The following is a 13,566-nucleotide window of genomic DNA, read 5'->3' on the forward strand; positions in this document are numbered from 1 at the left end:
GCAGCCAGTCCCGTTACAGCTCGTTCAGCTTGCGCAGGAGCTGACCGCGGTACTCCTCGTCGCTCGTGATGCCTTTGATCTCTAAAACGTTGCGCTCGAGTTTGTCGATGGCAACGCGGAAGGCGTTCTCCGCGCCGTAGCCTTCGCCGGTGCCGGCGACCTGGCCTTTGTTCGTCCGCAGGCGGACCTGACACTGGACGAGCGGGGTGCCACGGAGCGTCTCGTTGTGCTCGTGGAAGCGCACGTGGGCGTGCATCACCTGCATGTCGGCGTACTTATCAGAGACCTGCTCGATGCTCTGGACGATCGACTCTCGAGTGATCGTATCGAGCATCGAGATGTTGGTGATCTGGACGTCCATATGCTCTTCTTCGGTGAACGTCAGCGCACGCAGCACGTCCGTCTTGGTGACGACGCCGATAACGACGCGGTCGTCGTCCTCGGGCGTGACCATCAGGCCAGCGTAATCCTGCTCGAGCATCTGCTCGACAGCCTCTTTGGCCGTCGTGTCGAGTGTCGTCGTCGCGACGGGGCTGGCCATGATGTCGTAGATTGGGACATCGAGCAGTCGCTGGGAGTCGCCGACGCGGTCGCCGGTCGTCGTCGTGTGATTCTTTCGGATGGCGAAGTCAGCGATATCGTGGGTCGTGACAACGCCGGAGAGGTAGCCGTTCTCGTTGACGACGGGCAGACGGGAGATTCCGTGCTCTCGGAGGTGGTTGATCGCCTTGCCGATCCCATCGTCTTCCGCGAGCGTAACCGGATCGTCCGAGTAAACGTCCGCGACGGTGAGCGTGTCGAGGTTCTCGAGGACGGCCTCGAGGATTGCGTCGCCGCTGATGACACCCCAGAGTTCCCCGTTTTCGAACACCGGCGCGACCTTCGAGTTGCTCTCGATCAGGACGCGTGCGGTCTCCCGAACGTCTTCGTTCCGGTCGACTTTGGGTGCCGGCGAGTTCCGGCTGGGTTTGATCAGTGCCGACACCTTGGCGTCGTCCTCTACGTGGGACTGGAGAACCTCTCGTTCGCTGATGACGCCCTCGTACTCACCGTCATCGGTGACAATAATTCCCTTGGGGTTGCCGTTGTCAAAGGTCGAACGGACCTTCCCCATGCGTGTACCAACGTCGACTTCGATATATTCCGTGGTGGCGATATCAGCGATATTCATCGTTCTATCCGCGTATACTCACGCCGGGGTTTTGAACATACCGCACGTTCTAGCTGGGTGGGTTCAAGCCGGATGTTTTTGGCCTGGCCATTGTACATACAGTATGATTCCCGACATCAGTGTCCTCGGTCGGTACACCTATCTCGCGACAGAGCTGTTCTGGGGTGCCATCGCCGTCCTGTTGCTCCGGCGTGCAGACGCGCTCCGAAAAGCCGCCATCACGATCCTCGCACTGTATCCTATCGCCTACGTCTGGGATCGCTACACGCTCGCCGTCGGCGTCTTCGATATCAAACTGCGAACCGGGATCGATATCGCAGGGATTCCACTCGAGGAGCATCTGTTTATGGCGGTCGTTCCCGGGCTCGTAATCGGCTTCCACGAGACGATTTTTGGCGGCGACTAACCACCGTCGTCGCTGCATGGGTCGCCTATCAGTGGCTGCAACCAACCACGAGCGTCTTATTTCGCCCACCCGTTCCAATAGCCGATGGGAAGACGCCGTCCCGGAGACGACTCGAGCGAAAGCGACAGTGCTGACCGTGGTGTCATCCGGACACTGTTGCGATTTTTCGTCTTCGTCGCCCTGATCGGGGCACTCGCTTTCGGAACCGCGATGTTCGCACCGACTGTCCTCGAGGACCTCGGCATCGACGGTGATGAGTTTACCGTCCCCAACAGCACCGACACTGAGTCGCTCCCCGCTCCGAGTTCGGAGCCACCACCGACGGGTGAGCGCAATCCTGCAGTTACTGATCCGGCCGACCCGAACCAGTCGGCCTACGAAACCGACGTCGAGACGGTTGAGTCGGAAACTGTCGAGGACTTCGTCCACGCCGAAGTCAACGACCGTCGGGCCGACCACGGTCTCGAGGCTCTCGAGTGGGATGGCACGGTTGCCTCCGTCGCCCGCGCCCACAGCTACGATATGGCCGATCGGGAGTACTTCGATCACGTCAACCCCGACGGCGAGGAGCCGATGGAGCGTTTTACCGACGTCGACGACTACTGTCGGGGCTACGGTGAGAACATCGCCCAGACGTGGGTCGACCGCCCCGTTGGAGCCCCTGGGGGCGACGACACCGCCCACTATCAGTCCGCAGAGGCGCTTGCAACCGGCCTCGTCGATCAGTGGATGAACTCCACTCCACACCGACAAGCCATTCTCGAGGAAGGCGACTCGCCGACCTGGGATCGAGGCGGCGTCGGCGTCTACATCGACGACGACGGGGCAGTCTACGCATCACACAACTTCTGTGTCGAGTGGTGAGGCCGGGTGGTGTCGAGACTGCACTGGAAGACAGAAACTGTGGCCGACTGACAGACCTTTAGTGGTGGCCGTCTTCGATCCCGTATGGACGTGTCTGAGACGCTCAGGTCGGTTTATCGGACGGCAAACGACCGCGACCTCTCTTTCCTTGCGGCCGGCTTCGCCTACTACGCGTTCGTCTCGTTGATTCCGCTCGTCTTGCTTGCGCTCGTCGTCGGCTCGTTGCTCGGCGGTGAGGACGCGGCCGAACGGCTCATTCTCGTCGCCGGCGACTTCCTTCCCGAAGCGGGCGAGGACCTCGTCACCAGCGCGTTGACGACCGAATCCGGACGCGCAGAGGCGACCGTCGTCGCACTAGCCGTCGCCACGTGGGGTGCGCTCAAGGTCTTTCGCGGTCTCAGCCTCGCGTTCGATAAGGTCTACGACGAGGTCGCCGAGGATTCCCTGATCGATCAGATCAAAGACGGCCTCACCGTAATCGTCGCGGGCGTAGGTGCGATCGTGTTGATGATCGTGATCGGAACGATCCTCGGACTCGCCGCCGACTTCGTGCCGTTTGCTGGTCTGTTGAGCTGGATCACGCTGCTGGTCGGGCTTATCCTCGTCTTCGTGCCGATCTACTACGTGTTGCCACCGATTCCAGTCACAGTCATCGACATCCTTCCCGGTGCTGTCTTCGCCGCTGTCGGCTGGACGATTCTTCAGGTCGGGTTTCAGCTCTATGCCGCCAACGCCGGTCAGTATCAGGCCTACGGTGCAGTCGGCGCCGTGTTGCTCTTCGTGACCTGGCTCTACTTCGCCGGCATGTTGATCCTCTTCGGTGCCGTGCTCAACGTCGTGCTTTCGAAACCAACGCTGGCCGAAGAGCCAGCCTAAACCGGCAGTCTACTCTCAAAGCCACCTTCGTTTCCGGTTTCGGTCGGGCGTCGAGACAATCCCACTGGGGAACAGTTATAGTCTCGGCAGGGACAGACGTGCACAATGAGCGACGAGCAGCCCTCCTCTGACGAGTCTGGAGCCGACTCGAGTGAGTCAACCGACGCTGACAGCGACTCGAGCGAGACGCTCGAACCCGGCGGCGGCCCACAACGCGTCGTCTCCGAGCAAAGCGTCGACGACATCCTCGCTTCGCTCGACGAGACGAAATCGGCGGCTGACGACTCGAGCAACGCAGCCGACGGTACGACGACCGATACGGCCGAGCCCGTGACGACCGAGTTCGACGAAACCGACATTCCAGCGGCCGACACAGTCGACAGCGACGACGCCAGCGAGGACAGCAGTCAGTCGGCCGCCACGGGAGAACACGGTGACCGCGCCGAGTCGACGCCTAGCGACTCGACGGACACGGCACCAACACCGACCGAACCAGCTCCCGACGACACCGGGACCACTGATGCCGACTCCGCGGCAGCCATCGATGCGGCGGCAACGGCGATCCCCGACGACACGGATCTTGACGATGACACCTCGCTCGAGGAACTCGCGGCCCGAATCGAAGACGGCACCGTCACCGGCGCGGACGTCCGGGCCGCCGAAGCGGGGACGGGACGGGAGGCGACACCAGCAGTCGACGAAATCGAGCTCTCGATGGATGACCTCGAGGCGACGCAGGCACAGTCGACATCCTCGAACAGCGGGAGCGAGTCGACAACGGCCGACCTCGGCGATGACGCCGGGCCGCTCGCCGGTTCGATCGACCGCGACGAGGACGACTCGAGTGACGAGGACGACACGCAGGACGAAGCAGTCGGATTCGTTGGCCGTATCAAGCGGTTCTTCGGTGGATAGGCCGCCTCTCAGCAGCTCTCATCGCCGTGGGCGGTCTGGCAGTTCGTGTTTCGTCACCCGACCAGCGAAATCAGCAGAAACAACGACCCCATCGAGACGAGCGTCGTGACGAAGACGTTCAGTGACGCAAACTCCGTGTCACCGCCGAGTTCGGCGGCGAAGACGAACGTCGAGACCGCAGTCGGCGTGGCGAACATCACGACAGCCGCAGTAAACGTCGCCGTATCGACAGCTAGCGCGGAGAAGACGACCCACGCGAGCGCTGGCATACAGACGATTTTCAGCGCGACAACGGACCCGGTCGCACCGTAATCGATCGCCGGCAGATCGATCTCGAGCGAGGCCCCGACACAAAGCAGTGCCAGCGGCAGCGCCAGCGAGCCGACTGCGTCGAGTCCGGTTGCGGCAGGGCTGGGAACCGTGAGGCCGACCGACCCAACCGTGAGTCCAACGAGCAACGAGAGCAACACGGGATTTTTCGCCAACCCTCGCAGTTTGGGGCCAAGCGCCGCATCAGCACCGTTGAGCGTCGACAAAATCAGCACCGACAGCGGTAGTTGGGCCAGCGTCACGACCCCGAGAATCACACTCGCGATCGCCGTTACCGCCGGGTCGAACGTCGCCGCAATAAGCGGCACGCCGAGATAACCGATGTTCGAGTGATACGACTGGATGACGGCCACGCTCTGGCGGCCCTTCGAGTCCCGGTTGCGGTGGACGAGCCACGCAATCCCCACCGTCGTAAACAACACGAAGAGAAGACCCAGAAACAGCGCCGGCGAGAGGAGTTGGCCAATCGCCTGATCGTACGTGGAAACGAACAGCAGCGCCGGCAGCGCGATGTAGTAAGCAACAGCGTTCAGTCGTGCCGTCCGGCCGGCAGTGAGAACACCGGAGGCTCGCAGTCCGGTCCCAAGCAGCAAGACGACGAGCAACGCCACCAGCCGGCCGAGTACCTCCATACACGGCTCGAGTCGACTCGCACGTTTCTACCGTTCGGTTGCGACAGAGTATGGGTGTATGTGACAGGACTCGAAAGAAGCGACGCACTACAGCGGAACCGTCTTCGAAGCCGAAATCAAATCGCACAGGTTTGCCTCCTCTCGAGACGTGCTCGCGGTTGGTCGCGGTGTGTAACTCGTCTGATTCGAACTGCAGAATATTTTCAAACCAAACGACTCGCGTCGCTTGTCGGTTATTGTTCCGTCAGAAATGGGTTGGGGCAGATTTGAACTGCCGGCCTCCTCCATGTCAAGGAGGTGTCATAACCAGACTAGACCACCAACCCGCCTGGTTTCGCTTTCGTGGCGTCCGTCGCCACCTTGTCTGCATTCAATCGTTGCCCGCCACGGTAATTGAAGGTTTCGAATCGAATGCCCTTCGAGAGTGAGCCCCACACATCCCGGCGACACGTTTAAGTCGATGTACTGATTTGGGCATTATAAGACAACTACGTACATTGGTGTTCACTATGCAGGAATACGTCGAACGGGTGACTGACGGCCAGGACCTTACACAAACGGAGGCTCGAGCGGCCTCAACAGCGGTGTTCGAGGGCGCAACGGAAGCACAGATCGGCGCACTGCTTGCTGCACTGCGTGCAAAAGGCGAGACGGAAGCGGAGATCGCCGGCTTCGCGGAAGGGATGCGCGAGGCAGCCCGAACGATCGCACCTGACCGGGAGCCGCTGGTTGACACCTGCGGGACGGGCGGGGACGACTACGATACGATCAACGTCTCGACGACGAGCGCGATCGTCGCCGCCGGCGCTGGCGTCCCGATCGCTAAACACGGCAACTACTCCGTCTCCTCGTCATCTGGCAGCGCGGACGTCCTCGAGGTCGCTGGCGTCGACGTCGAGGCTGAGCCACCGGCCGTCGAGAACGCGATCGAACGCGATGGGATCGGGTTCATGCTCGCGCCGGTGTTCCACCCTGCGATGAAAGCCGTCATCGGCCCGCGAAAGGAACTCGGCATGCGAACGGTCTTTAATATTCTCGGACCGCTGACGAACCCCGCGGGCGCGGACGCACAGGTCGTCGGCGTCTACGACCCCGATCTCGTCCCGACGCTGGCGGCGGCGCTCTCCCGGATGGATGTCGACCGCGCGCTGGTCGTCCACGGCGCGGGCACCGACGAGATCGCCATCCACGGCGAGACCACTGTCGCGGAAGTCGACGGCGACGACGTCGAGCAGTATTCGCTCGAGCCAACCGATCTCGGCCTCGAGGCACACGACATCACGGACATCGCAGGTGGCTCGCCCGAGGCAAACGCCGACGACATGCGCGGTATCGTCGAGGGCGACGTGACGGGCGCAAAGCGCGACGTCATCCTCGCGAACGCGGGCGCAGCGATCTACGTTGCGGGCGAGGCCGACTCGCTCGAGGACGGTGCCGATACCGCACGTGAGGCGATCGAGTCCGGCGACGCAGCGACGAAGTTCGAACGGCTCTGCACGGGCGTCTCGGAACAAACCCACCAATGACGCGCGTCAAGGTCTGTGGACTGACGACCGAAGCTGACCTCGAGACGGTCGTCGACGCCGGTGTCGACGCGGTCGGACTCATCTGTGACGTTCCCGTCGACACGCCACGAGAGGTCTCAGTCGATCAGGCTCGAGCCCTCGTCGCGGCCACACCACCGTTCGTGACGACGGTGCTCGTGACGATGCCGTCCGACCCCGACCACGCACGCGAGCTGGTCGATGCGGTCGGACCGGATGTCCTCCAGATCCACGGCGGCCTCGAGCCAGACGCCCTCGATCGTTTGCGATCGACCATCGATGCACGGCTACTGTACGCGGTCGATGCCGACGACGCGACGAACGCGGCCGCCTACGACGACGTCGTCGATGCCCTCCTCGTCGATACGCCGGGCGAGGACGGCGGTGGCGGAACCGGCGAGACCCACGACTGGGGGCGAACCCGACAGGCTGCTGCCGACCTCGAGTCGCCGTTGATCCTCGCCGGTGGACTCACCCCAGACAACGTCGCGGACGCGGTCCGAGCAGTCGAGCCGTTCGCCGTCGACGCCGCAAGTGGGGTCGAAGCCGACGACGGCAGCAAGGACCCGACCGCAGTACACTCGTTCGTCGACCGAGCAACGACCGCCCTTCGAGCAGTAGAGCCGGACTCGTCCCATCACCCATGACTGACTCAGCCCCCTCATCGAACCCGACGCCGACGCTAGATATCGACCGCGAGACCTTCTGCGAGTATGCAGGCGACCGCGAGGACCGGCCAGCAGTCGTCCGAACCGTCGCCACCCTCGACGTCGAGACGACGCCGCTTGCGGCCTACGCCGCCCTCACCGGCCGCTCGCCCTCGAGCGACCGGGAGCGATCGTCGTACGCCTTCTTACTCGAGAGCGCGGAGAAAACCGCCTCGAGCGATCCGGACGGCGCATTCCGCCCGAGTTCGACGCGAGCGGACCGCCACGCGCGCTACTCCTACGTCGGCTACGATCCTGACGCCGTCGTCACGGTCGAACCCGAGGGGACGACCGTCGAGGCGCTGACCGACGACGCGCCGCTTGATCTCCTCGAGACGGATGTCGACGGCGACACCGTCGATGCGCTCCGGGCGGCGATGCCCGATGTCGACTTCCCGAACGCGCCCGATCACGACCGCCAGCATCTGACCGGCGGGCTGGTCGGTTTTCTCGCCTACGACGCCGTCTACGACCTCTGGCTCGAGGAAGTCGGCCTCGAGCGACCCGACTCGCGGTTCCCGGACGCCCAGTTCGTGCTGACGACGAAGACGCTCGCGTTCGACGAACACGAGGGGACCGTCTCGCTGGTCTGTACGCCGATCCTCGAGGCCGACGCCGATCCCGACGCGGTCTACGACGAGATTCGAGCCGAGGCACGCGCGGTCGCAGAGACGTTGCAGACGGCCGAGCCACCGGAAACGGGCGGATTCGTCCGCGACGAAGAGATCGCCGGCCCCAAAGCCGAGTACGAGGAGAGCGTCCGTCGGGCGAAAGAACACGTCCTCGACGGCGACATCTACCAGGGTGTTATCTCCCGGACGCGAGAGCTCTACGGCGACGTCGACCCGCTCGGCTTCTACGAGGCGATGCGCGACGTCAACCCCTCGCCGTACATGTATCTGCTCGACCACGGCGATCTGACCGTCGTCGGCGCGAGTCCTGAAACGCTTGTTTCCGTGCGCGGGCGCGAAGTGATGTCCAACCCCATCGCCGGGACCTGTGACCGGGGCTCGAGTCCCGTCGAGGACCGTCGGCTGGCTGGCGAGATGCTGGCCGACGAGAAAGAGCGCGCCGAGCACACGATGCTGGTCGATCTGGCCCGAAACGACGTGCGTCGGGTCTCCGAGGCTGGCTCGGTCCGGGTCGACGAGTTCATGAACGTCCTCAAATACAGCCACGTCCAGCATATCGAATCGACCGTGACCGGAGCGTTGGCAGCGGACGCCGATGCCTTTGATGCGACCCGTGCGTCGTTCCCCGCCGGAACCCTTTCGGGCGCGCCGAAGATCCGAGCGATGGAGATCATCGACGACCTCGAGGCCGAGCCACGCGGGCTCTACGGCGGCGGCGTTGGCTACTACTCTTGGACTGGCGACGCCGATTTCGCGATCGTGATTCGGACGGCAACGGTTGAACACGAGGCAGATCGAGACCGGATTACGGTCCAGGCCGGTGCTGGATTGGTCGCCGACAGCGACCCCGAGGCCGAGTACGAGGAAACGGAGAAGAAGATGGGCGGCGTGCTCGCAGCCCTCGAGGCGATCGAGATATCTGCCGACGGCAGCGATGACGACTCAAGCGGAGCCGTCGAGACGACACCGGAGGTGAGCCGATGAACGCGACGAGCGAGCAGTCGGCTGTCGACGCGGATGCAGCGGCGCTGACGGTCCTGTTCATCGACAACTACGACTCGTTTACGTACAACCTCGTCGAGTACGTCAGCCAACTGCCGGGCACCGAGACCGAGATTCTGAAAAACACCGCCTCGCTCGAGGACGTCCGCGCCGTCGACCCCGACGCGATCGTCATCAGTCCGGGGCCGGGGCATCCGAAAAACGATCGCGACGTCGGCGTTACGATGGACGTACTCGAGGAACTCAGCGAGATTCCGACGCTTGGCGTCTGTCTCGGACTCGAGGCCGCCGTCTACGCCTACGGCGGCACCGTCGGGCGGGCCCCCGATCCGATCCACGGCAAGGCCTCGGCGGTCGACCACGACGGCGAGGGCGTCTTCGAGGGACTCGAGCAGGGCTTTCGGGCCGGCCGCTATCACTCGCTGGTCGCCACCGAGGTGCCCGACTGTTTCGCGGTGTCGGCGACGGCCGAACACGGCTCGGAGACGCTCGTGATGGGTGTGCGCCACCGCGAGTACCCACTCGAGTGCGTGCAGTTCCATCCAGAAAGCGTCCTGACGGCCGTTGGCCACGACGTCATCGAGAACTTCCTCTCGACCCTGTAGGCAGGGAATCGTTCAACAGAAAAATCGGTTACGGAGCTGTCGACTTCAGACGCCGGGGAGCAACTCGAGCGTACCAGTTGCCCACAGCGCTGCGAGCACGACCGCGGCGACGAGCCCGACTCGGACGGCCAGTTTGATCGCGATACGGATCGCAACGACGGCGACCGCAAAGGCGGCCAATCCCGCCAGTATGAGCAAGATGGTCGAGGACGTTAGCGGTTCGAACATACTGACCCCACGGTCCTACAGGGACGTAATCTTTCTGGATGTAATGAAAGAGTGCTATTCGCTACTTTCACGAAAAATAATGTGTTCATGCAGGCGACCGATCTGCCGACTGAAACTGAAAATCGGCCGACTAGGCGGCGATTCATTGTCGTTGACGCTACTTTCAGTTCGGTCTGAAAATCGTTAAGACCGTCGGCGTTGTAGTTGCTGATAGCACCGATTACGGTCTGTTCGAGGATCGTGATCGACTCGACAAACGAGACAACACAGAGCCATCTATACAACTGGAGTTGTCCTAGTACAAGAAATATAGGACGAAATACCCAGTTTTAAGATGCATGGCTGACTATCGAACCTTCGTTACGAATGATGGAATTCAGGACTTCCCCATACGCCAGAATCGCCACCCGGAAACGGGATACTGACGAGGTGACCTGCGCATGAGCAACTCGGAGCTCTCCGCGGCTGACCTCACCCTCCCGATCAAACGCACCGACGGTGACACGCTCGAGGAGCGACTGACCGACAACGCCTATCACAACATCCTCCCCGCACGCTATCTGCGTAAGGACGCCAACGGCGAGCTCATCGAATCCCAGGAGGACCTCTTCGACCGCGTCGGCAAGAACGTCGCCCTCGCTGAAGCCGTCTACGAGGCAGACAAGCTCGACCTCGAGGTAACCGTTACACCCGACCAGCTCAAGCCCGACCACCCGCGCCGGGACGAACTCGCAGAGGAGGTCTTCGGTGAGGGGACAACCGTTGGTGACGACGTCGAAACCGAACTAACCGAGCACAACGTCAACAAGTTCGCCTACGAGACGGTCGTCCCAGAGCTTCCCGAAGACGTGCGCGAGCACGTCGAGGACGTCGCCGAGACGTTCATCGAAGGGATGGAGCACCTTTCCTTTATGCCGAACTCGCCAACCCTGATGAACGCTGGCGACGAACTCCAGCAGCTCTCGGCATGTTTCGTCATGAGCCCCGACGACGACCTCTCGGACATCCACGAGACCGCAAAGAAGGCCGCAGAGGTCTTCCAGTCCGGTGGCGGCGTCGGCTACGGCTTCTGGCAGCTGCGTCCCTACGGCGACTCGGTCGGCTCGACCGGCGGTATCGCCTCCGGCCCGATCACGTTCATGCGCACGTACGACCAGCTCTGTGAGACGATCGCCCAGGGTGGCACCCGACGCGGTGCGCAGATGGGGATCATGCGGGTCTCCCACCCGGACGTCATCGAGTTCATCCACGCCAAAAACAAGGACGTCTCGCTGGCACACACGCTGCGACTCAACGACCCCGACGACTACACCTACACGACGTTCTCGGAAGCACTCGAGGAAGCCCGCGAGCTGATCGACGAGGAAGGTCGCGTTCCGAAACACCTGCGCAACGCCGTCGAGGGCCACCTCTCTAACTTCAACATCTCCGTCGGCATCACCGACGGCTTCATGGACGCGGTCAAAAACGGCGAGGAGTTCACGTTCACCAATCCGCGCACGGAAGAGCCACACATCGCCACCGAGGAGACCAAAGAGATGTACAGCCGCTACGACCTCGGCGAACACATCGAGGTCGGCGAGCCGCTGTCGATCCCCGCCGAACTCATCTTCGAACGCATCGTCGAAGGCGCCCACGAGAACGGCGAACCGGGCGTCATCTACCTCGAGCGAGTGAACAAGGAGCACTCCTTCGACATCGAAGAGCAGGAAGACCACCGCATCCTCGCGACAAACCCCTGTGGCGAACAGCCACTCGAGGAGTACGAGGCCTGTAACCTCGGTCACATCAACCTCTCGACGGTCGCCGACCAGAACGCACCCGACTGGCGTGTCTGGAGCGAGGAACACGCCGATGAGTACGACTCCCACGAGGCGGCCGTCGCGGCCTTCTTAGCGGAGGCGATCGACTTCGAGGAGTTCGACGAACGCATCGAGTACGGTACGCGCTTCCTCGAGAACGTCGTCACGATGTCCGACTTCCCGGTGGAAGAGATCGAGGAGAAGGTTCGTGACATGCGCAAGATCGGCCTCGGAATCATGGGGCTCGCTCAGTTGTATATCCAGCTCGGCATCAAGTACGGCAGCGAGGAGGGCAACGAGGTCGCCAGCCAGCTGCTGACCCACATCAACCACGGCGCGAAGGCGACGAGTCACGACCTCGCAACCGAGCGTGGCTCCTTTAACGACTGGGACGACTCGAAGTACGCCGAGCCGACCGAGTACCGCGAATGGTTCGAGAAACAGACCGGCGAGGACGCCGACGACTGGGCCGATGGCTTCCCGATCCGCAACCACAACGTGACGACCATCGCCCCGACCGGAACGACCTCGATGGTCGGCAACACGACGGGTGGCTGTGAGCCGATTTACAACGTCGCCTACTACAAGAACGTCACCGACGACGTGCAGGGCGACGAGATGCTCGTCGAGTTCGACGACTACTTCCTGCGCACCTTAGAGGCCAACGACATCGACGTCGAAGCCGTCAAAGCAGAGGCCCAAGAGCAGATGGCCACAAACCAGTTCGACGGCGTCGAAGGGCTGTCGACGGTGCCAGACGCCATCGGCGAACTGTTCGTCATCACCTCGGACCTCTCGGCGAAACAGCACGCGGCCGTCCAGTGTGCCGCACAGAAAGGCGTCGACTCCGCCATCTCGAAGACGGTCAACGCACCGAACGATTCCTCGCTCGAGGACGCCAAAGAGGTCTTCGAGTGGGTCTACGAGAACGGCGGGAAAGGCGTCACCTACTACCGCGACGGTACCCGCTCCAAGCAGGTGCTGACGACGCGAGCCGACAACGCCGACTTCGCCGACGAGACGGAAGCTGCACAGGCGCTCATCGAACAGATCGACGAGATCTTCGGTGGTCTCGAGGCGTTCCTCGAGAGCGAGGACGTCCGCGAGGTTCTCGAGGAAGACGTCGACTCGCTGGTCGACGAGGCACGCCAGCCGGTCGAGGTCGACTTCACCGAGAAGCGCGAGCGGCCAGATGCGCTCCAGGGCGTCAGCCAGCGTATCGACACCGGCTACGGCAAGGTCTACGTGACGATCAACGAGGACCCCGAGACCGGCCAGCCGTTCGAGCTGTTCGCGAACATCGGCCACTCCGGTGGCTTCACGAACTCCTTTACCGAGGCGCTGGCGAAGGTCATCTCGACCTCGCTGCGCTCGGGTGTCGACCCCGAGGAGATCGTCGACGAACTCTGTGGCACGCGCAGTCCGAAAGTCGCCTGGGACAAAGGCGAGCAGATCCAGTCCATCCCGGACGCCATCGGCACCGCGATGCGTCGCTACCTCGAGAGCGAGATCGACAAGCCGTACCCGACCCAGCAGACGCTCGAGGATGCGGCTGATGCGGGCGCGGACGCCGAGGTTGACGGCCCACAGACCGACGGCGGAGCCGCTGCGGCGAGCAACGACGACGACGACGCCATTCAGGACCTGATCGACGCCGGCGAGTCGCCGGAGTGTCCTGACTGTGGCTCGCTGTCGCTGTACTACTCCGAAGGCTGCAAGACCTGCGAGTCCTGTGGCTGGAGCGAGTGCTGAGAAGCGACTGAACCGACCGACCGAAACCGCGACGTCGTTTTTTCGATCGCTCTGCATCGGACAGCACTGACCAGCGGTGCGTCCACGCTGGTCGTCCGGA

12 protein-coding genes and 1 tRNA gene are annotated in these 13,566 nt (G+C 62.8%); 9 read left to right on the forward strand and 4 right to left on the reverse strand.

The features are described from left to right. Positions 1-13: 13 nt before the first annotated feature. The gene (locus tag DV706_RS17035) at positions 14-1,171 is read right to left on the reverse strand and encodes a CBS domain-containing protein (RefSeq protein ID WP_006067697.1); all 1,158 of its coding nucleotides are present in this window, start codon (positions 1,169-1,171) and stop codon (positions 14-16) included. Positions 1,172-1,274: 103 nt separating this feature from the next. On the opposite strand from DV706_RS17035, the gene DV706_RS17040 reads away from it, so the two are divergent. The 4 genes from DV706_RS17040 (at position 1,275) to DV706_RS17055 (ending at position 4,232) form a co-directional block, all read left to right on the forward strand. Next, entirely contained in the window at positions 1,275-1,577 is a 303-nt protein-coding gene (locus tag DV706_RS17040) for a lycopene cyclase domain-containing protein (protein WP_006067696.1), read from the forward strand. Positions 1,578-1,661: 84 nt separating this feature from the next. Continuing rightward, the gene (locus DV706_RS17045; protein ID WP_006067695.1) at positions 1,662-2,441 is read left to right on the forward strand and encodes a CAP domain-containing protein; all 780 of its coding nucleotides are present in this window, start codon (positions 1,662-1,664) and stop codon (positions 2,439-2,441) included. 84 nt (positions 2,442-2,525) lie between these two features. Then, complete coding sequence (locus DV706_RS17050) at positions 2,526-3,317, forward strand: YihY/virulence factor BrkB family protein (protein ID WP_006067694.1); 792 nt, start codon at positions 2,526-2,528, stop codon at positions 3,315-3,317. 105 nt (positions 3,318-3,422) lie between these two features. Beyond that, positions 3,423-4,232, forward strand: coding sequence for a hypothetical protein (locus tag DV706_RS17055; RefSeq protein WP_006067693.1), 810 nt, complete (start codon positions 3,423-3,425; stop codon positions 4,230-4,232). Positions 4,233-4,285: 53 nt separating this feature from the next. On the opposite strand, the gene DV706_RS17060 is transcribed toward DV706_RS17055, so the two are convergent. Beyond that, positions 4,286-5,194 carry an AEC family transporter gene (locus DV706_RS17060; protein ID WP_006067692.1) on the reverse strand — a complete coding sequence of 303 codons (909 nt, stop codon included), beginning with the start codon at positions 5,192-5,194 and terminating at the stop codon, positions 4,286-4,288. A 251-nt stretch (positions 5,195-5,445) separates the two neighbouring features. Continuing rightward, positions 5,446-5,520: transfer RNA gene (locus tag DV706_RS17065), tRNA-Val, on the reverse strand. Between the two features lie 183 nt (positions 5,521-5,703). Here DV706_RS17065 and trpD point away from each other — a divergent pair. The 4 genes from trpD to trpG are packed head-to-tail and all read left to right on the forward strand — an operon-like array spanning position 5,704 to position 9,684. Then, the gene (gene trpD, locus DV706_RS17070; protein ID WP_006067691.1) at positions 5,704-6,720 is read left to right on the forward strand and encodes an anthranilate phosphoribosyltransferase; all 1,017 of its coding nucleotides are present in this window, start codon (positions 5,704-5,706) and stop codon (positions 6,718-6,720) included. After that, the gene (locus tag DV706_RS17075; RefSeq protein WP_006067690.1) at positions 6,717-7,385 is read left to right on the forward strand and encodes a phosphoribosylanthranilate isomerase; all 669 of its coding nucleotides are present in this window, start codon (positions 6,717-6,719) and stop codon (positions 7,383-7,385) included. The genes trpD and DV706_RS17075 overlap by 4 nt, the downstream gene beginning before the upstream one ends. Beyond that, entirely contained in the window at positions 7,382-9,061 is a 1,680-nt protein-coding gene (gene trpE / locus DV706_RS17080) for an anthranilate synthase component I (RefSeq protein ID WP_006067689.1), read from the forward strand. The genes DV706_RS17075 and trpE overlap by 4 nt, the downstream gene beginning before the upstream one ends. Further along, the gene (trpG, locus tag DV706_RS17085; RefSeq protein ID WP_006067688.1) at positions 9,058-9,684 is read left to right on the forward strand and encodes an anthranilate synthase component II; all 627 of its coding nucleotides are present in this window, start codon (positions 9,058-9,060) and stop codon (positions 9,682-9,684) included. Before trpE ends, trpG begins: the two co-directional genes overlap by 4 nt. 45 nt (positions 9,685-9,729) lie before the next feature. Here trpG and DV706_RS17090 read toward each other — a convergent pair whose 3' ends face one another. Next, positions 9,730-9,912, reverse strand: a complete 183-nt coding sequence (locus DV706_RS17090) for a hypothetical protein (protein WP_006067687.1) — start codon at positions 9,910-9,912, stop codon at positions 9,730-9,732. A 440-nt stretch (positions 9,913-10,352) separates the two neighbouring features. Here DV706_RS17090 and DV706_RS17095 point away from each other — a divergent pair, with 440 nt between their 5' ends. Then, a complete protein-coding gene (locus tag DV706_RS17095; RefSeq protein WP_006067686.1) occupies positions 10,353-13,466 on the forward strand; it encodes an adenosylcobalamin-dependent ribonucleoside-diphosphate reductase in 3,114 nt (1,037 codons plus the stop codon). The last annotated feature ends 100 nt before the right edge of the window (positions 13,467-13,566 follow it).

The sequence above is a fragment of the Natronorubrum bangense genome (genome assembly GCF_004799645.1).
Lineage (GTDB): Archaea > Halobacteriota > Halobacteria > Halobacteriales > Natrialbaceae > Natronorubrum > Natronorubrum bangense.

Bases quoted from the DNA above. Each gene is read 5' to 3' on its own strand.
- DV706_RS17035 (WP_006067697.1), bottom strand. From the start codon at position 1,171: ATGAATATCGCTGATATCGCCACCACGGAATATATCGAAGTCGACGTT.
- DV706_RS17040 (WP_006067696.1), top strand. From the start codon at position 1,275: ATGATTCCCGACATCAGTGTCCTCGGTCGGTACACCTATCTCGCGACA.
- DV706_RS17045 (WP_006067695.1), top strand. From the start codon at position 1,662: ATGGGAAGACGCCGTCCCGGAGACGACTCGAGCGAAAGCGACAGTGCT.
- DV706_RS17050 (WP_006067694.1), top strand. From the start codon at position 2,526: ATGGACGTGTCTGAGACGCTCAGGTCGGTTTATCGGACGGCAAACGAC.
- DV706_RS17055 (WP_006067693.1), top strand. From the start codon at position 3,423: ATGAGCGACGAGCAGCCCTCCTCTGACGAGTCTGGAGCCGACTCGAGT.
- DV706_RS17060 (WP_006067692.1), bottom strand. From the start codon at position 5,194: ATGGAGGTACTCGGCCGGCTGGTGGCGTTGCTCGTCGTCTTGCTGCTT.
- trpD (WP_006067691.1), top strand. From the start codon at position 5,704: ATGCAGGAATACGTCGAACGGGTGACTGACGGCCAGGACCTTACACAA.
- DV706_RS17075 (WP_006067690.1), top strand. From the start codon at position 6,717: ATGACGCGCGTCAAGGTCTGTGGACTGACGACCGAAGCTGACCTCGAG.
- trpE (WP_006067689.1), top strand. From the start codon at position 7,382: ATGACTGACTCAGCCCCCTCATCGAACCCGACGCCGACGCTAGATATC.
- trpG (WP_006067688.1), top strand. From the start codon at position 9,058: ATGAACGCGACGAGCGAGCAGTCGGCTGTCGACGCGGATGCAGCGGCG.
- DV706_RS17090 (WP_006067687.1), bottom strand. From the start codon at position 9,912: ATGTTCGAACCGCTAACGTCCTCGACCATCTTGCTCATACTGGCGGGA.
- DV706_RS17095 (WP_006067686.1), top strand. From the start codon at position 10,353: ATGAGCAACTCGGAGCTCTCCGCGGCTGACCTCACCCTCCCGATCAAA.